Source organism: Anaerosinus sp. (genome assembly GCF_965318445.1).
The window spans coordinates 14115-33733 of record NZ_CBDNNH010000016.1; the positions used below are offsets into that span (position 1 = coordinate 14115).

Here is a 19619-nt window from a genome sequence, read left to right on the forward strand (position 1 = left end):
GGTCATAAGAAGCATAGAAAGAAGCTTACTAATTCAAAGAAGAAAATATTCAGTTTGGTAGTTTTATCAATGATGGGGTCTAAGACATCTGATAGTCTGCAAATGAATTTGCAGGCATGATAGCATAGCCTTTCCTCAGAATATTATATAATTCTTTTCGACATATTTGCAAAAATTTTATTCTATGATGTTAAAAAGGATACGATTCTATTTCTAGAAAATCGTATCCTTTTCTTGGCTAAAAAAAAATTTTTTTGATAACTGATACAGTCATTTGTTATATGACTACGCAAGCAATTATTTTAACAATGAATTTATACAAAAAGAAAGGAAATGATTGCTATTTTAATTGAAACCGAATATAGAAAGTCGTACCATTTTCAGAGGAGTCAATATTTATAGTAGCGTTATGTTTGATTGCGATATTATAGCAAATTGCTAAACCTAACCCAGTTCCATTTTCTTTTGTTGTAAAAAATGGCGTACCAATTTTCTTGATAATTTCGGGAGGAATTCCTAATCCTTGATCACTGATTGATAGTAATACTGTATTTTCATTTTCTAATTTTGTAGTGATTTTTACTTCGCCGCCGTTTGGCATAGCTTCTAATGCATTGCGAACAAAATTTAAAATAAGCTGACGAATTTCTTTCCCATTCATTAAGAATTTAGGAATTTCATTTAAATCTGTATTGATATCTTGATTAATAATTGTCACGCTTGTTTTTAACAAAGGCATAATACGAGTGATTAAGTCATTTAGGTTCTCCGCATTAGGTTTCATTGGTTTACTGCGAGCTAATAGAAGATATTCGGTAATTATTGTATTTGCACGATCAAGTTCTTCAATCATAAGATCAAAAAAAGTTTTATGTTGATTATATTCGGATTTCTTTTGCATCATTTGCAAAAATCCACGAATTGAAGTCATTGGATTACGAATCTCATGACCAACACTAGCTGCCAATTCACTAGTAGTTTTTAGATTTTCAATATAGGAGTACTCTGTTTCAAGATTTTTTTCACTGCTAAAGGATCTTGGCTGAAGAATTTGTACCGAAGTCATATTTAAAATAGAAATTATGCTTTGGCGGTTCGGAAGAACTGTAACAGATATATATACAGTCAAACTTCTATTATCTTTAAATTTTAAATCAATTATGTATTGGGAAGGTACACTACCAGGATTAATATATCGCTGACGATGATTATAAAGTAAATGTTGGTAGCAATCGCTAGAAAGAATAGGTGATTGGAACTTCTTTCCGATAATGAATTTGCGTTTTACTTGGAATAATTTTTCGTAGGCCGCATTTACTTGGAGTACTTTGATATCGTCATCAATAACAAGTAATGCGGTTGGATTATGTTCAAAAGCTTGAGTATAGAAATCGTCAGTGGATTCCCAAAGTTCATTTATCATTGCACTGCTCATTAAATGTAATCTCCCAACGTAAATTTATTTTACAAATTGCACACAAATATATTATATACCACACGTGGCAATAAATACCTTTTTTATTTTTTTGTTTTTTTACCAGTTTTTTTTCGATTCAATTGTATTTCCAGATAATAGACTGAAAAGTATATAATATACTTTAATGTAATAATAGTATATAATCAAATCAATTGTAGCTCTTGGAGGTAATAAATATGTATAATATAATTTTATTTGACTTAGATGGCACTTTAATAGATTCTGAACTGGGAATTGTAAGATGTCTGCAATACTCTTTAAAAAAGATGGGAATAGTAGAAAGTGATACAGAAAAACTACGACGCTGCATTGGACCCTCATTATTGGAAACCTATTGTAATCTATATGGGATGAATATGGAAGACGGATGGAAGGCTATTCATTTCTATCGGGAAAGATTTGATAAAATTGGAATTTTAGAAAATACTTTATATGAAGGAGTTGATACATTAATTAAAAATTTATCTCAAACGGGTAAAATTGTTTTATTGGCAACGGCAAAACCTACTGTGCAAGCGAAAATTATTTTAGAACGATATGAATTAACAAAATTTTTTCATACAATATCGGGGAGTAATCTTGACGGGACGAGAATAAATAAAGCGGAAGTTATTGCATTCGATTTACAACAGCTGCCCCATGTGAATTTAAAGGAAGTCGTAATGGTTGGTGATCGTGAACATGATATTATCGGAGCCAAAGCGAATGGTATTGATTCTATTGGTGTTACTTATGGCTTTGGGGGAGAAGATGAATTGAAAGCTGCAAATGCTGATTATCTTATTCATTCTGTAAAAGAGCTGGAAAAATTACTATTGCTACATTGATTTTATACATAAATTTCATCAAGAATAATGAACTAAATGGAGTTTATTATTCTTTTTTTTCTTATATACTCATAAACTGAAAGGAAATTTATTTTATTAGGTTGTTTTTATCTGAGGGCTATCCCACTCAAATTAGCGAAATACGGATTCATATAAAAATTTTTAGTATGAATTGCTTATAAAAATCCTATTTTTTATTAATGATAGTTAAGAGTGGCTAAGTTCTAGGATAAGAGTGGCTAGGTTATAAAGTAGCTAGTCTTTATCCGAATCTAGTCTACTTTATAGAAATAAATAATCTGTAGTTGAGGTATGAAAGTATGAAGAAAAATCCTGAACAAAAATTTCGTCGCTTAGTTGCAGGCGTAGATGAATGTATTCCTTTACTTGACGGTTCTGAAGTAGTTGGAATAAATTTTGACAATGCGGCGACAACACCACCTTTTAAAAGTGTGTTAAAAGAGTTAAATGATTTTGCACCATGGTACTCATCTATTCATCGAGGGACAGGATATAAATCAATTTTATCCTCGGATTTATTTGAAAATGGTAGAAAACTTATCAAAAAGTTTGTAGGCGCTGATTGTGATGATATTGTAATTTATACAAAGAATACGACAGAAGCAATTAATATTGTCGCAAATGCATTGCGTTATCAGGCAGAAGGAAAAATTGTGCTTAGTACGGATATGGAGCATTTAGCAAATGATTTACCTTGGCGTAGTAGTTTTGCGATGGACTATGTGAGGATAAATCATGAGGGGAAACTTGATTTAAATGATCTGGAGTATAAATTAAAAGGATACCAAGGAAATGTTCGATTGGTTGCGGTCACTGGAGCTTCTAATGTTACAGGCTATATTAACTCCATTCCACAAATCAGTTACTTAGTACATCGGTATGGAGCTGAGCTTTTGATTGATGGAGCTCAATTGGTTCCACATCGTGAGATTCATATGAAAGAAGAAGGAATTGATTATCTAGCTTTTTCGGCGCATAAAATGTATGCACCTTTTGGTTCTGGAGCGCTGATTGGAAAACCAGAAATATTTACTCACTGCCAACCAAACACAAAAGGTGGTGGAGCTGTAACACTTGTTACCCATGATTTTGTTGATTGGGATAAACCTCCTTATAAAGAGGAAGCAGGGACGCCAAATGTCATGGGGGTGGCAGCCCTGTTAGCTGCGATTCATTGCCTGCAAAAGCTGGATATGGAAGAGGTTCATGAATATGAACAAGATCTGATTACGTATATTATTAAAGGACTCCGAAAAATAAAGGGAATTGGGCTGTATGGATGCCCTAGGGAATGCAAGGATAAAGTTAGTATCATTGCATTTACACTTCCAGAAATAGAGCATCGTTTGATTGCGAAAATTCTTTCTTATGAAGGTGGAATTGCTGTACGTAGCGGATTATTTTGTGCACATCCGTATGTTCAGAAGCTGTTGGGATTAAGCAAGGCAGATATTGAATGGTATCGGCAAAATCCGCAAGTAAATTTTCCGGGTTTAGTTAGAGTAAGTTTGGGGATATATAACACATATCAAGAGGCGGATAAACTTATCCAGCACGTTTGCCGAATTGCAGAAAATATTAGCTACTATAAAAAGAAATACCAAAAAATATATGAGCAAAAGGAAAATAAGTTATTACATCCATTATGTCGGCAGCTACCATAAGCTATTCTTTTAAATAGCCTTGCAAGATGTTGTATTTTCGAATGAAATAATAAGCGAGGATAAATGTGCATAAATCTGCAAACGGTACAACAAGCCATATTCCGTTGATTGAGAAAATTTGTGGCAGGATTGCCATTCCAAGAAGAAAGAAAAATAGGCTTCGGGAAAAAGAAATGATGGCAGATATTTTACCATTAGACAGAGCAGTGAAAAGAGCAGAGGTAAATATATTACTTCCGCTCAATAAAAAACTTAAAGCAAAGATTTTAAAACCGTTTAAAGTAATATCGTAGACTGTTTTTTCTGAAACGGAAAAAATGGCAATCAAATCATCAGCGATAAGAAATGCAACGAAAAATGATAGTACTGAGGTGATACCGATAAAAGTGTAGCTGTACCTTATTAGTACCTTTAAGTTCGGAATATTTTTTCTACCTAGATTATAACTGATTAATGGGGCTGTGCCAGAAGAAAAGCCTATATATCCAGCGGTAAGTAAAAATTCAGCATAAAGAACAATTGTAATTGCAGCAACGCCGCTTTCACCTAGATATTTCAGCATAACAAAATTAAATAAGAACGTTGTGATACCGACAGATAGCTGTGTAATCATTTCAGAATAACCGTTGCTACAAGCTTTTATAATAATTTTAAAATCAAAGATAGGTTGACAAAAAGATAAAAGATTTTTTTTATTAAAGAAAAATAAACTCCCCGTGATTGCCGGTAAGATGTAGCCGAAAATAGTTGCTAATGCAGCACCGCTTATCCCTAATTGATAAACTACAATGAAGATATAGTCTAAAAGAATATTTGTAAATCCACCGAGTAAGGAATTATAAAATCCTAATTTGGGTTTTCCAGCTGTAACGAAAAAATAATCAAATAACATTTTTATGATAATGATGGGAGCACCTGCAATCATGATTTTTCCATAATCAAGGCAATAAGAATAAAGTGCCTGTGTAGCACCTAAAAGAAAAAGTATTTCGTTCAAAAACATAACCCCTAAAATAGCAATGATAAAGCCAGCGATAGTTGCGAAGAAAGTAATGAAGCTAAATTGTCGTTTGGCTAAATCTAAATTACCTTCTCCCATTGTTTTAGCAATAATCGCTGATCCTCCTGTTGCAAACATGATTGCTGTACCTAAAATAAGGTTGATGAGAGGATAAACAATATTTGTTGCAGCTAAGGCATCATCACCCACGAATCGTGCAATAAAAACGCCATCAATGATTGTATAAAGTGAAAATATTACCATCATAATGACAGAAGGGATAGTAAATTTTATTAAGGTAAAAAAGCTAAATGTTTTATTTAAATTATTTGTCATAAAAACTCCTGTATTTGTAAAAATAAATTAAAGCCTAGCTATCTGCTGGGCTTTTTTTATCGTAATTTTATTTGCTAGCTAAGTTGGTTATCTAGAAATTTAAGTGATTTGTACCAAATCAAAGCTTTTAGTTCAGCACTTTACATATCTTGGTTTTGGTAAAAACTAGGGGTTTATAGAGACTTAGATTGCGACTATGTTTTTAGTTAAAATAAAAATATTGGCTGAAGCTTTGCTTATTATAACATGGAAATATTGATTATAGTATGAGGAAAGATTTAATAAAAAATGCACAAGTAGTCCATATATTAAAAATGCGTTAGAAAGGATTTAAGAAATATTTTGTAAAGCTGATAGGATTTTTGACAAATAGTGCGAATAAAAACAGTGTAAGGTTTTATTTTTAGGAGGTTTGACTTTTGCAAGGGATACGGGGCGCAATTACTGTAGGTGAAAATAAAAAAGAAATAATTTTTGAAGCTGTACAAGATCTATTGAATCAATTAGTAGAAAAAAATGATTTAGCGTTATCTGATATTGGAGCTGCTATTTTTAGTGCAACACCAGATTTAAATGCCGCTTTTCCAGCAGCGGCAGCGCGGAAAATTGGTTGGAATTTAGTTCCTTTGTTTGGAACGCAAGAACTTGATGTTGAAAATGGTCTAGATATGTGTGTGAGAGTTCTTTTATTGGTAAATACAGATAAAAAACAAGAGGAAATTGTTCATGTATATTTAGGAGAATCTAACTGTTTAAGACCGGATTTAGCAAAGAATATATTAGATTAATTCATGATAAGGAGTGATGAAATAGTGAAAAAAGTTGTACATTCTAAATGTGCCCCAGCGGCTATTGGACCATATTCGCAAGCAATTAAATCAAATGGTTTTTTATTTGTATCAGGACAAATTCCAATCAATCCAGAAAGTGGTGAGATTGTTGAAGGCGGAGTAGATGTTCAGACAAGGCAATCTTTAGAAAACTTAAAAGCAATTTTAAATGACGCTGGAATTGGTTTTGAAAATGTGGTCAAAACAACTGTATTTTTAAAAAATATTAATGATTTTGTAGCGATGAATACAGTTTATGCAAATTATTTTAAAGAACAATGTCCAGCTAGGGCATGTGTTGAGGTTAGTAACCTGCCAAAAGGTGCATTAGTTGAAATTGAGCTTATTGCGACTATGGGAGAATATTCTTATTAATAAAGAAATGACATAGTTATCATAAGAAATTCGATTTGAATTATTTAAAAAATTTCATTGCGTGATATTTTGGAAATAACCGTCAATCCCCTTGGAAAGACGGTTATTTTTTATGAGTAATAGATATTTGTCACGCTTTTGTCACGGTTTTGTGATATGTTTAATTTAAATTTTGTGATTTCATGGGGTGAATAGAGTGAGATATGATTTGTCTAAGCTTGACAAAAAAAAGTTGGTAATTATCTTAATTTTAACGTGTGTAATATTGAGCGGTTTTCATTTTTTATTGAACCGTAATGAGGTTCAAAAAAATAGAGAGGTAGTCAAGCCAGAAGTTCTCACTTATACTGTGCAGAGAAAAGATATGATGAGAAGGATTTCGTTATATGGAGAAACTATTGCTGAGGCGAATATTGATATTGCTCCTAAATATACGGGGCGAATAAAAGATGTGCGTGTGAGTTTAGGGCAAGTAGTACATAAAGGAGATGTATTACTGGTTCAAGATACTGGTGATTTAGATTTATCTATTTTACAAAATAATGCGGCAAGTCGTCAGGCTGAAGCTGACGCAAAGGAAACAATGGCAACTTATCAAGCGTTGTATGATAAAGTGAATGCAAATTATCAGCATGATAAAACGAATTATGAACGATATGCGACGTTATATGATCAAGGGGCAATTTCAAAAGAAGAACTAGATAAAGTATTGCAGCAAATGATTGATAGTAAATCAGCTTTAGATACACTGCTTAATCAACGCATGGCAGAAGAAACTCCTGCGAGTGTAGAATCAAAGCTTGCGGCTTGGGAAAAATCACAAAAAGGTGAAGCAATGCTAGCGAAGCAACGCGATGATTTAATATTGTATGCGCCGCGTGATGGCGTGATTGGATATCGAAATGCTGAAGTAGGTACGATTGCACAGGCTGGGCAAAAATTATTATCTTTGGTGGATAATAGTAAGATTTATGTGGATTGTGAACTTTCTGAAATGGATATTGCAGCAGTTAAAGTTGGTTTGCCTGTCGATATCAATATTGAAGCTTTAGGCAATACATATCATGGGGATGTTATTTATGTCAGTCCAGCTGCGGACGCGGCAACTAAACATTATATAGTAAGAATTGAATTGAAAAATATAGATGCACAAGTGCTAAGTGGTATGTTTGCTCGTACTGACCTCTATAGTTTACAGCGCAGTCAAACGCTAACAATTCCAAAAGAAGCGTTGATGGAGCGCAATGGGAAAGCATATATTTTCGTCGTTGATGCGAAAAACCAAGCGCAAGAGCAGGAAGTTACGATAGGGCTGAGAAATGACGAAGAAATTGAAATTTTAAGTGGTATTGTCGAAGGAGATATCGTCGCGGTCAGCAATTTGGCAAGATTAAAAAACAATATGTCTATCAATGCGATTAGTCAAGAATCGCAGGTGAATCCATCATGAATTTAACGCGATTTTCGATTCAAAGGCCGATTGGCATAACAATGATTGTATTTTTTTTCGTAGTATTGGGCTTGTTTAGCTATTATCGAATTGGCGTGGAACTTCTACCTTCATTAAATACTCCTTATGTTACGGTTTCGGTAGATTATCCAGGTGCAAGTGTTGAATCGGTAGAACAGCAGGTAATAAAGCCGCTTGAGGATGCTTTATCTTCTGTTCCGGATTTAAAACATATGACGGCAGAGGCATCGTCAGGCAATGCGCGGATTTTTTTAGAGCTGGATTTTTCAGCAAACGCAGACTATTCTTCTATTGAAGCGACGAAAAAGGTAAACGCAATCCGAAGTCGTTTGCCGGATGACGTAAAAGAGCCTGTGGTAATGAAACGGGATATGAATGATTCTCCGGTGATTGAACTGGCGATTTTATCTGACGACTCATTAGGCGATATGTATTCCATGGCAAGTAATACGTTTCAAGAGCGGATTCAGCAAGCTTCAGGTGTAGCCGAAATTGAATTATATGGTGGGCGTGATAAAGAGGTTTCCATTGATATCGATAAGGATAAAATGGCATTTTATCACTTGTCTTTGGAACAGATCATCAATAAAATTAATTCAGAAAATGAACTTATGCCGTCTGGTTCTGTTTATACGGATACACGAAAGACGGATATCCGGATAACTGCGCAATACCAGGATGCCTCTGAAATTGAAAAAATAAAAGTTGCCAATAGTCTGGGACAAAACATTCCGATCACAGCTGTAGCAAATATTAAAGCGCAAGATGCCCGTGCCGATCGTTATGGAAGAGTCAATGGTCAGGATGCAATTTCTTTGGCGATTTATAAAAATAGCGATGCGAATATTGTAGCGACTGCGGATGAAGTGTTAAAAAAAGTTGCCGAACTAGAGACGGAATATCCTAAATATCAATTTATTGTCGTAACGAATTCAGCGGAATATGTGCGAAATTCATTGAATAATACATTGATGACGCTCATTGAAGGGTTATGTACAACGGGGCTAGTCTTATTCTTATTTTTGCGGGGCTGGCGCTCGACGCTTACGGTTATGCTTGCAATACCGACGTCGCTTATCTCTACTTTTTTCGTGATGTATATTGCAGGTTTTACCTTTAATATGATGTCATTGATGGGGATGGCTTTATGTGTAGGGATCTTGGTTGACGATTCTATCGTTGTTCTTGAAAATATTTATCGGCATATGAATATGGGGAAAGAGAGCAAGCTTGCAGCTGAAGAAGGAAGAACTGAAATTGGCATGGCGGCAATTGCAATTACACTTTGCGATGTTGTGGTATTTCTGCCGATTGCCTTTATGACTGGAATGACGGGACAGTTTTTTCGGCAGTTTGCTTTGACGATCGTTTTTGCTACGTTATTTTCGCTGTTTGTTTCTTATACGCTCACGCCAATGCTGGCATCAAGATTTTTTCCCAATGGCATAAAAATGCCTGTGGGGAAAGTTTGGCGATGGATGGATTGGTTAGAAGAATCAGCCGTAGCAAAATATGAGAAAATTTTAAGGTGGAGTTTATCCCACGCAAAACAAATTTTAGCGGGGGCATTATTTCTCTTTGTTTTAGCAATGAGTTTATTTCCCTTAGGCATTATTGGTGCAGAATATATGCCAAAGACTGATGAGAGTAGTTTTGAAATCAATGTGGAATTACCAGTAGGTGCAACGGTTGAACAGACCGATATGGTAATTGCGCGAATTGAAAATTGTGTAGACCAAATACCAGAAGTAAAGCATTATTTATCGCGCATTGGGGGAAAAACGTCAAATAGCGGGAGAATCATGGTACAAACGGTTGATCGTAAAGAGCGGTCGCGCAGTATTTGGGAAATTGCTGATGAAGTAAGATTATTCTGCAAAACAGAGGTAACGGATGCAACGGTAAGGGTAACAGAAACGCAGTCGTCCATTGCCGGGGTATCCGGTGGTGGCAGTAAAGGTGGGAGCGGGAACTCTTTACAAGTCGAATTGTATAGTAATAATTTAGATACGTTGGTAAACACTTCATATCAGGTACAGGATCTTCTCGAAAATATTTCAGGTGTAAAAGATGTGCGCAGTTCCTATACGGAAGGAATGCCAGAAATGCAGCTAACGCTTGACCGAGAAAAATTGAATTATTACAATACTTCAATTGGCGATGTGGAAAAAGCGTTTGCATCAGCGATTGCAGGAAAAGGTGCAGGTGTAATTGCCAATGATGCACATAATAATGATAAAGATACAGACATTAATGTTCGCTTTAAAGGCAGTGACGGGTTTAAACGCTCTGATATCGAGAGAATACCGATTTACTCCAATGGCAGAGCGATCTTTTTGGGGGATATTGCAAAAATTGAAGAAGGTGTTGGTCCGGTTACAATTCGACGTGTAGATAAACAACGCGCAATTAATATCAGCGTGAATCCAGGCGATCGCACGTTAAATGAATTGATGACAGAAGTAAAGCAGGTGCTGGATGGAGCAAATTTAGATAAAAGCATTTCCTATAAATTTAAAGGTGCAGCCGATCGTATGATGGATACTTTTACTGAAATGCTGCAAGCTTTATTTTTATCACTGATTCTCGTTTATATGCTATTAGCTGTTCTGTATGAATCTGTACTTACTCCATTTATTCGGATGTTTTCTTTGCCGCTTGGCATGATTGGTTCATTGTTATTTTTGCTGATGACAAATAATTCAATCAATCTATATTCGTTAATTGGAATTTTAGTGATGGATGGATTGGTAGCGAAAAATGGTACCTTATTACTAGACTATACCTTGACACTTATGGATCGAGGAATGAATGCATACGATGCGATTATTGAGGCTGGCAAGGTAAGATTAAAACCTATTTTTATGACAACGCTTACGATGGTCGTTGGCATGATGCCGACAGCTTTAGCGATGACAGAAGGATCTGAAACTCGCGTAAGTATGGCATGGGTAATTATCGGAGGGCTAGTATCTTCAACTATATTTACTCTACTCGTTATACCAATTATCTTCTTATTTTTTGAGAAAATTCAGCTTGGCATAAGAATTAATCAATGGTATAAGAAAATTTTTTCTTAGTAAAATTCTATTTTTTTATTAAAAAAAATTGCCCTTGCGAATCTAAAACTGCGTACATTACTTCATGTGGACTAATGATATTTTGGTTTTGAAGTTGTGCATCTAGCCATTCTCTTGATAGGTGTTGTTTTACTAGATTTTTATGAATAATTTCACCGTCCATGATCAACTCAATAGGCATTTGGATTTCTTTTGGTGTGATGTTTAAATCTTTTTTGCTTACAGGTTGGTCTTGGACTTTTTTTATTATACTTAACTCGCCAGTAGTTTCAAAGATTGCAAACTGTACTTCGCTAATATCTAAAATTCCCTGTTGGCGTAATTGAGCATTTAATTCATCTAAGTCATAGCGCAAAGATTTCATATTGTCGCGCAGTATCTTTCCATTTTCAATAATAATTGTTGCTGACCCTTCAATAATATGACGAAGATACCTGTTTTTTATTGTAGTTACTGAAAGAAGATAAGTTAAGGTAACAAACAGAATTAGATCATAAAAATGGGGAATAAATTTTTCTTGTTCGGCGGCAACGATATTGCCGGCAATAGAGCCAATCGTGATACCACTGATATATTCATAAAAAGTAAGTTGTCCAACTTGTGTTTTACCAAGAAATCTTGTGAAGATAAGTAAGCTGAGAAAAACGAGAGCTGTTTGCCACGTGTCGCGTAATATTTCATGAAATTCCATTTATACACTCCTTGAATGATATAATTTTAAATAGGTCGCTAATTTTTTTAGGAAAAATGATATTTAAAGATTTTTGTTTATTGTTTGTAGAATCGGTTTATACTATGTGTGCTTTTTTAAATTTTTACGTAAAATAATAAACAAAATGTGATATAATAATATGCATGCTTACAGGGGGCTTGATTTGATGAACAACCTCTTTAAAATTCTAGAATTTTAAAAGAAGAATCAAGTCTCACTTTAAAAGGAGTGTCTAAATGAATATTTTTCGGAGAAAAAGTATGGAAGTTTTATCTCAGGAAGCTTCCAATACATCGTTAAGAAGAACGCTTGGAGCGTTTGATGTTGTTATGCTAGGCGTGGGGATTATTATTGGAACTGGGATTTTTGTTTTAACTGGTGTAGCGGCGGCGCAATATGCGGGGCCAGCGCTAATGCTATCTTTTGTGATTGCGAGTGTCACTTGTGCATTTGTAAGTTTGGCATATGCAGAGTTAGCTTCAATGGTTCCGGTTTCTGGTAGTGCTTATACATATACATATGCTTCAATGGGAGAATTTCTCGCTTGGCTAGTTGGATGGAATTTAATTTTAGAATATTCAGTGGGTGCTAGTGCTGTAGCTGGTGGATGGTCTGCTTATTTTGTTGGATTGATAAAATCGGCTGGCATTGATATCCCTTTAGCAATTACTGCAGTTCCGGCCGATGGCGGAATCGTGAATTTACCAGCGATTATTATTACTTTGTTGATGACTTATTTATTAGTTTTAGGAATTAGAGAAAGTACTACAGCAAATAAAATTTTAGTAACTGTAAAATTTGGTGCGATTTTCTTATTTTTATTTCTTGCGGGGCCTAAAGTAGATGTAACAAATTGGCAGCCATTTATGCCATTTGGTTTTGCTGGTGTTTCAGCAGGGGCAGCAGTTATTTTTTTCGCCTATTTAGGATTTGATTCTGTCGCAACAGCAGCAGAAGAAACAAAAAATCCTAAGAGGGATATGCCAATTGGTATTATTGGGTCCTTGATAATTTGTACGCTGCTATATATTTTGGTGTCAGGTGTTATGACGGGGGTTGTCCATTATGAATTACTTGATACAGCAGAACCGGTTACTTTCGTTTTAAGGCAACTTGGTTATCATTTTGGTTCAGCGATTGTGGGGACGGGTGCATTAGCAGGTCTTACGACTGTTTTATTGGTTATGATGTATGCGCAAACACGGGCATTTTATGCAATTTCACGTGATGGACTCATTCCTGAATGGCTTTGTACAATTCATCCGCGCTTTGGAACACCTCATATCATTACAATTTTAGTTGGTTTAGGTGTTGCATTGATTAGTGGATTTACACCAATTCATTTAGTTGCTGAAATGTGTAGCAGTGGAACATTATTCGCATTTATTATTGCCTCAATTGGTGTTGTTGTGATGAGAAAAAAATATCCTGATGCAGAGAGACCCTTTAAATGTCCGGCAGTTTATGTGATTGCAGCTTGTGCAGTCATATCATGTGCTTATGTTATGTTGAATTTGGCATTTATGACATGGGTTAGATTTATTGCATGGAGTATATTAGGTACAATTATTTATTTTGTGTATGGTTATTCACATAGCGGATTAAATCATAAATAAAAGCTATTCTTTTTTATAAGTATAAGAGAAGCAAAAATCTTTTGTAAAAAGATTTTTGCTTCTCTTATTGATAGTGTAATAAATTTTATTTATAAATACCGGCTTTCTTATAGATTATAATAATATGATTAAGCGGTATATATTTACTTTTTACTTTCATCATTGTATAATATCAATAATAAAGGAGTAACTGGCGAATAAAAATAAGAAGAAAAAGAATAAAAATACACTAAATGGATATAAAAATAAAATAATTTGCTTATGTATTATAGTAACCTTTGAATATTTTTCTATTTAAAGCGTTACTATATTTCATATAAAGGTAATTTTCTAATTTAGTGAAGTGTTGTAAAATTTTATTGATTATATTACAGGGATGATAAGGAGGATTTATTATGGGAAGAAAAATGAAAACGATGGATGGTAATGCCGCTGCGGGGTATATTTCTTATGCTTTTACTGATGTTGCGGCGATTTACCCAATTACTCCATCATCGCCAATGGCAGAGTATGCTGATGAAATGGCTGCAAAAGGAAAGAAAAATATCTTCGGGCAAACAGTAAAAGTGATTGAATTACAGTCAGAAGCAGGAGCAGCAGGAGCAGTTCATGGCTCATTACAAGCGGGTGCACTTACAACTACTTATACAGCATCGCAAGGTTTATTGCTAATGATTCCTAATATGTATAAAATCGCAGGGGAATTACTACCAGCAGTATTTCATGTTAGCGCTAGAGCTATTGCGGCAAATTCCTTAAATATATTTGGTGATCATCAAGATGTAATGGCAGCTAGGCAAACTGGTTGTGCAATGCTTGCCGAAAGCAGTGTACAGGAAGTTATGGATTTAAGTGCCGTTGCGCATTTAGCCGCGATTAAAGGGAGAGTACCGTTTATTAATTTCTTTGATGGTTTCAGAACTTCACATGAAATTCAAAAAATTGAGGTGCTTGAGTATAACGAGCTGGGAAAACTTCTTGATATGGACGCTGTTGAAGCATTTAGAAAATCAGCATTAAATCCAGATCATCCAGTTTTGCGTGGAACAGCACAAAATCCAGATATTTACTTTCAGGAACGCGAATCTGTAAATAAATTTTATAATGCACTTCCAGAGATTGTTGAAGAATATATGGAAAAAATCAATGCAATTACAGGTAAAGATTATCATTTATTCAACTACTATGGAGCAAAAGACGCAGAAAATATTATTATTGCAATGGGATCAGTTTGTGAAGCGATTGAAGAAACTGTTGATTATTTAAGGGAAAAAGGAGAAAAAGTCGGACTACTAAATGTCCATTTATATCGTCCCTTCTCTATTGAACATTTCTTTAAATACTTACCGAAATCAGTAAAACGGGTAGCCGTTCTTGATAGAACAAAAGAACCTGGAGCCTTGGCAGAACCACTGTATTTAGATGTGAAAAATGCATTTTATAATACTGATATGCGTCCGACGATTATTGGCGGACGTTATGCATTAGGTGGCAAAGATATTACGCCTAGTCATATTGTTTCAATTTACGAAAATTTGAAACAAGAAAAACCAAAGGATAATTTCACAGTGGGAATAGTAGATGATGTAACGTTTACGTCTTTACCATTGCCAGAACATGATATTGATACTACTCCAGAAGGAACTGCGGCATGTAAGTTTTGGGGAATGGGTTCTGATGGTACAGTTGGTGCTAATAAAAGTGCAATCAAAATTATTGGTGATAATACCGATTTGTATGCACAAGCATATTTTGCTTATGATTCTAAAAAATCTGGTGGGATTACAATCTCGCATCTTCGTTTTGGAAAATCCCCAATAAAATCGCCTTATTTAATTCATAAAGCAGGTTTTATTTCTTGTTCACAACAAGCCTATGTAGATAAATATGATTTATTGGCTGGGCTTAAACCAAATGGAGCATTTTTATTGAATACCAGTTGGTCTAGAGAAGAATTAGAGCAAAATCTACCTTTAGCAATGAAACAGTATATTGCAAAAAATAAAATTAATTTTTATACAGTAAATGCAGTTGGTATTGCCCAGGAAATTGGGTTAGGTGGACGTTTTAATATGATTATGCAATCGGCTTTCTTTAAATTGGCTAATATTATTCCGATTGATATGGCAGTAAAGCATTTGAAAGATGCCGTTATTACTTCCTATGGAAATAAGGGTGAAAAAGTTGTCAATATGAACTGTGCGGCGATTGATCGTGGAATTGACAGTTTAGTTAAAGTAGAAGTGCCGGATAGCTGGGCTGATATAAAAATTCCAGAAATGAAGCGAAGAAATATTCCTGATTTCGTTAAAAATATTCTTGAGCCAATGAATCGTCAAGAAGGTGACAGTTTACCAGTTAGTGCATTTCAGGGTATGGAAGATGGTACTTTCCCGCTTGGAACATCTGCATATGAAAAACGTGGAACTGCAATTAAAGTTCCAGAATGGATTGTTGAAAATTGTATCCAATGCAATCAATGTTCTTATGTTTGTCCGCATGCAACGATTCGGCCAGCTTTACTTAATGAAGAAGAGGCAGCAAATGCACCTAAAGAGATGAGGTTAAAAGATGCTGTTGGAGCTAAAGGCTTGAAATATACGATGGCGCTTTCTCCCTATGACTGTACAGGATGTGGAAATTGTGCACAAGTATGTCCGGCGAAAGAAAAAGCATTGGTAATGAAACCTCTTGAAACGCAGATTCATAAAGAAAATACAAATTGGGAATATGCAATGAATGTATCCCCTAAACTAAACCCTATAAATAAAATGACGGTAAAAGGAAGCCAGTTTGAAAAACCTTTATTGGAATTTTCTGGAGCTTGCGCTGGGTGTGGAGAAACCCCATATGCCAAACTGGTTACACAATTATTTGGTGATCGCATGATGGTTGCAAATGCAACGGGGTGTTCTTCTATTTGGGGAGCGAGTGCACCGTCTATTCCATATACAACAAATCATAAAGGGCAAGGACCAGCATGGGCGAATTCATTATTTGAAGACAATGCGGAATTTGGCTTAGGGATGTTGCTTGGAGTGAATGCGATTCGTGAAGGGATTGCAGAAAATGTAAAAGCAGTATTAAATGAAGCGATTAGTCCAGAATTAAAAGCTGCTTTGACAGAATGGCTGGATAAAATGAATGAAGGTGCAGGAACACGTGATCGTGCTGAGGCTGTAGTTGCGATTTTAGAAAAAGAAAAAGGTGATGACAGATTATTAAATAAAATCTATGATAATAAAGATTTCTTAGTAAAACGTTCGCAATGGATTTTTGGTGGCGATGGCTGGGCTTATGATATTGGTTTTGGTGGATTGGATCATGTATTGGCATCAGGAGAGGATGTTAACGTCTTGGTATTTGATACGGAAGTGTATTCCAATACAGGTGGGCAATCCTCGAAATCAACGCCAGCGGCAGCAACTGCACAATTTGCAGCGAAGGGGAAAATGACGCGAAAGAAAGATCTCGGGATGATGGCAATGAGCTATGGTTATATTTATGTTGCGCAAGTTGCGTTGGGAGCGGATAAAAATCAAACATTAAAAGCGATTGCAGAAGCAGAAGCATATCCGGGGCCATCTTTAATTATTGCGTATGCACCGTGCATTAGTCATGGAATAAAACTAGGGATGGGATCCAGTCATTTCGAAACTAAGCGTGCGGTAGATGCAGGATACTGGTCAATGTATCGTTATAATCCGTTATTAAAAGATCAGGACAAGAATCCATTTATTTTGGATTCTAAAGCACCTACAGCAGACTTTAAAGAATTCCTTGAAGGTGAAGTTCGTTATACTGCATTGCAAAAACAATATCCTGATATTGCAGAAAAGTTATTTGCAAAAACTGAGCAGGATGCGAAGGAACGTCGTGAAAACTATGAAAGATTAGCTGGTAAATAATAAAAATTCCTGTAGAAGGTAGATTTTTAAATCTATGACTCTACAGGATTTTTTATGTTTTTTAGAAAATTTAGGACTTGTTTACTATAAGGAAAAAATATAATATATAGGTAAATATAGAGAGATATAATCATAATTTTCTAAATTATGAATGAAATATTTTAGAGAATCGTATAAAATGGGAGGAATGAATAATGCATCAAAAAGGCTGGATTTTAATTGACGTTATTATTGGTATTGTCATTTTAAGTATTGCTTTAGTAGCTATTATTGGCGCATATAATACGATTCCTTATCGGGTAAATTATGCTGAGAATTATCAATCGGCACTCTCTATTGCACGTGAACAAGTAGGATATGTTCGTTTAACAAAAGGAATTCTAAGTAAAGTGGAAAAACAAGTGCCATCAGCAGAAGGAAAACAATATACGGTATTAATAGAACCTACGACAATTACCGGGAATCTACAAAGAATTGATATTACAGTAAAGTGGAATGATATGAATAAAGTTGGGCAAGTGCAGCTGACGAGTTATCATGATGGGAAAGAAGGATGATAACTCGAATGAAAGATATGGAGGAAAGCGGTTTTACACTAATTGAATTATGCATTGGTATTGCATTATTTGCTATCATTTTTGCAGGAATGTCACAAATTTTCGTAGCTGCTTATCAGGTTTATGAAAGCTCGATACAGCGCGATACGGCTTTACAAAGTAGTCGAGCCGTATTAACGATTGTAAAGGGCGAGATAGAAGCAGCTGAAAGTATTAGCAGTCCAATTGTAGAGGAGAAGGAGCCCATGGCAGTTTCTCTCTTGCAATATCAAAAGAATGGTCAGCTTTATGCGTTATATCAAAATGCAAATAAACAAGATGAATTGCGCCTTGAGTCAAATGCAGATACTAAGACTTTTCATATTGAAGGTTTGCAATCAATAAGTTTTAATAGGATAAATCAACAGCAAATAGAATTTACGGTACATGTTGTATATAAAAAGCAAAGTAAAATAATGAAAGAAGTTATAACGATGCTTAATTAGTTTAGATTTGTGTGAACAGTAAATGGAAGTTTGCCAATCAGAAATTTTTGCTAGGCTGGTGATGAAGTGACCACATTAAAAGAAAAGCAAAGTGGAAGTACCGTGATTTTTGGGCTATTGGTATTGATGGTATTAAGTATCCTCTTAGGTGGTATATTTGCTTTCGCGAATATGGAAGTGAAGGCTGGAGTCGTGGCGCGGGATGCTAGCGAAGCAAAATATGCGGCAGAAGCAGGCATTACGTTTTTAGCATTAGAAGATAAAAAAGCCAAAATGGCAAACTGGTCTTGGCTTCGGACTTTACAGGATTTTCGTAATGGTGGTGTGGCGAACGAGAGTTGCCAAGAAACTTATACAGTGGAAATTGAAAAATTAGTTGGAGAGAATCAATATGAACCTTTTATTCCTGTCGATAATGAACAACTTCCAGCGGGTAATTATAAAATTAAATCAACAGGAAAAGTTAATTCGGCGAAAAAGAAACTTGTTGCTAATCTTAAGGTGATTGATTCCGGAATACCTTTTGATGATCTTAGTAAGTATGTTATTTATTCAGGAAATGACAATGTAATTTATAATTTAGATATAGTTAATAGCCAAATTAATGGTGAAATTTATAATTATAATAAAGGTATAAATGATGGAGTTGGATGGCCATTTGGTACATATAATGAGTTTAAAGAAAAATATTTCAATTTATCATCGTCAAAGGTGATAGCAAAGGATGAGATAAGAACACAATACGTAAAAAAGAATAGTACCTATGTAAATAAGGAAAATAACAGGGTAATAGATGCTACACAATCTACTTTTGTAATTAATAATACGATTGAAAACCAAACGCTTGTGATAGAGGGAAATTTATTTATCGGTGAAAGTGCTAATATCCATAATTGTAGAATTATTGTAGACGGAATAGTGTCTTTATCGCCACTGAATAGTGGAAGGGCTCTTGTGACAAAAGATTGCCTTATTGTTGCCGGTAAAGCGTTAAGTATAATGGGAGCTGGAGGACAAAATGATATTCACGGTAAATGGATGTCTTTTTCTGAAAATGGAGTGCCAGAGGGTGTTTCTAATTCGGTATTAACTGGTGTTCTATATGCAAAAGGAACTTTTAATATATTTTCTTCAACGATTAATTATGAAAAACCATCTGATTCCTCTGATGAAAATGGAACGGGACGGAGCTTTGTACTTAGCAATAAACGGTTTGAATAAGTAAGGAGGATGCCAGAACTGGCATCCTCCCGTCATTCG

At 35.1% G+C, this 19619-nt stretch carries 14 protein-coding genes; 11 read left to right on the forward strand and 3 right to left on the reverse strand.

Annotated features, from left to right (window positions below; all coding sequences use genetic code 11):
* Window positions 1-340: 340 nt before the first annotated feature.
* Window positions 341-1435: a two-component system sensor histidine kinase NtrB gene (locus tag ACWZFG_RS07105; RefSeq protein ID WP_147669729.1), complete on the reverse strand. Its 1095-nt coding sequence runs from the start codon at window positions 1433-1435 to the stop codon at window positions 341-343.
* Window positions 1436-1653: 218 nt separating this feature from the next.
* Here ACWZFG_RS07105 and ACWZFG_RS07110 point away from each other — a divergent pair, with 218 nt between their 5' ends.
* Both ACWZFG_RS07110 and ACWZFG_RS07115 read left to right on the forward strand, forming a co-directional pair.
* The gene (locus ACWZFG_RS07110; protein WP_177504830.1) at window positions 1654-2304 is read left to right on the forward strand and encodes an HAD hydrolase-like protein; all 651 of its coding nucleotides are present in this window, start codon (window positions 1654-1656) and stop codon (window positions 2302-2304) included.
* A gap of 320 nt (window positions 2305-2624) precedes the next feature.
* Entirely contained in the window at window positions 2625-3989 is a 1365-nt protein-coding gene (locus ACWZFG_RS07115) for an aminotransferase class V-fold PLP-dependent enzyme (RefSeq protein ID WP_177504831.1), read from the forward strand.
* 1 nt (window position 3990) lies between these two features.
* Here ACWZFG_RS07115 and ACWZFG_RS07120 read toward each other — a convergent pair whose 3' ends face one another.
* Window positions 3991-5325, reverse strand: coding sequence for an MATE family efflux transporter (locus ACWZFG_RS07120; protein ID WP_177504832.1), 1335 nt, complete (start codon window positions 5323-5325; stop codon window positions 3991-3993).
* A gap of 419 nt (window positions 5326-5744) precedes the next feature.
* Between ACWZFG_RS07120 and aroH the strand changes: the two genes are divergently transcribed.
* The 4 genes from aroH (at window position 5745) to ACWZFG_RS07140 (ending at window position 11081) form a co-directional block, all read left to right on the forward strand.
* Window positions 5745-6113: a chorismate mutase gene (gene aroH, locus ACWZFG_RS07125; RefSeq protein WP_177504833.1), complete on the forward strand. Its 369-nt coding sequence runs from the start codon at window positions 5745-5747 to the stop codon at window positions 6111-6113.
* 24 nt (window positions 6114-6137) lie between these two features.
* Window positions 6138-6530: a RidA family protein gene (locus ACWZFG_RS07130; protein ID WP_177504834.1), complete on the forward strand. Its 393-nt coding sequence runs from the start codon at window positions 6138-6140 to the stop codon at window positions 6528-6530.
* Window positions 6531-6726: 196 nt separating this feature from the next.
* Window positions 6727-7980 carry an efflux RND transporter periplasmic adaptor subunit gene (locus ACWZFG_RS07135; protein WP_177504835.1) on the forward strand — a complete coding sequence of 418 codons (1254 nt, stop codon included), beginning with the start codon at window positions 6727-6729 and terminating at the stop codon, window positions 7978-7980.
* Entirely contained in the window at window positions 7977-11081 is a 3105-nt protein-coding gene (locus ACWZFG_RS07140; protein ID WP_177504836.1) for an efflux RND transporter permease subunit, read from the forward strand. The genes ACWZFG_RS07135 and ACWZFG_RS07140 overlap by 4 nt, the downstream gene beginning before the upstream one ends.
* A 7-nt stretch (window positions 11082-11088) precedes the next feature.
* Here the strand turns inward: ACWZFG_RS07140 and ACWZFG_RS07145 are convergent, their stop codons facing one another.
* Window positions 11089-11772, reverse strand: coding sequence for a YetF domain-containing protein (locus ACWZFG_RS07145; protein WP_177504837.1), 684 nt, complete (start codon window positions 11770-11772; stop codon window positions 11089-11091).
* Between the two features lie 257 nt (window positions 11773-12029).
* Here ACWZFG_RS07145 and ACWZFG_RS07150 point away from each other — a divergent pair, with 257 nt between their 5' ends.
* The 5 genes from ACWZFG_RS07150 (at window position 12030) to ACWZFG_RS07170 (ending at window position 19580) form a co-directional block, all read left to right on the forward strand.
* Window positions 12030-13409: an amino acid permease gene (locus tag ACWZFG_RS07150; RefSeq protein ID WP_177504838.1), complete on the forward strand. Its 1380-nt coding sequence runs from the start codon at window positions 12030-12032 to the stop codon at window positions 13407-13409.
* A gap of 395 nt (window positions 13410-13804) precedes the next feature.
* A complete protein-coding gene (gene nifJ, locus ACWZFG_RS07155) occupies window positions 13805-17317 on the forward strand; it encodes a pyruvate:ferredoxin (flavodoxin) oxidoreductase (protein WP_455577299.1) in 3513 nt (1170 codons plus the stop codon).
* Window positions 17318-17511: 194 nt separating this feature from the next.
* Window positions 17512-17874 carry a type IV pilus modification PilV family protein gene (locus ACWZFG_RS07160; protein ID WP_177504840.1) on the forward strand — a complete coding sequence of 121 codons (363 nt, stop codon included), beginning with the start codon at window positions 17512-17514 and terminating at the stop codon, window positions 17872-17874.
* 8 nt (window positions 17875-17882) lie between these two features.
* The gene (locus tag ACWZFG_RS07165) at window positions 17883-18359 is read left to right on the forward strand and encodes a PilW family protein (RefSeq protein WP_177504841.1); all 477 of its coding nucleotides are present in this window, start codon (window positions 17883-17885) and stop codon (window positions 18357-18359) included.
* A 66-nt stretch (window positions 18360-18425) separates the two neighbouring features.
* Window positions 18426-19580, forward strand: coding sequence for a pilus assembly PilX N-terminal domain-containing protein (locus ACWZFG_RS07170; protein ID WP_177504842.1), 1155 nt, complete (start codon window positions 18426-18428; stop codon window positions 19578-19580).
* Window positions 19581-19619 lie beyond the last annotated feature (39 nt).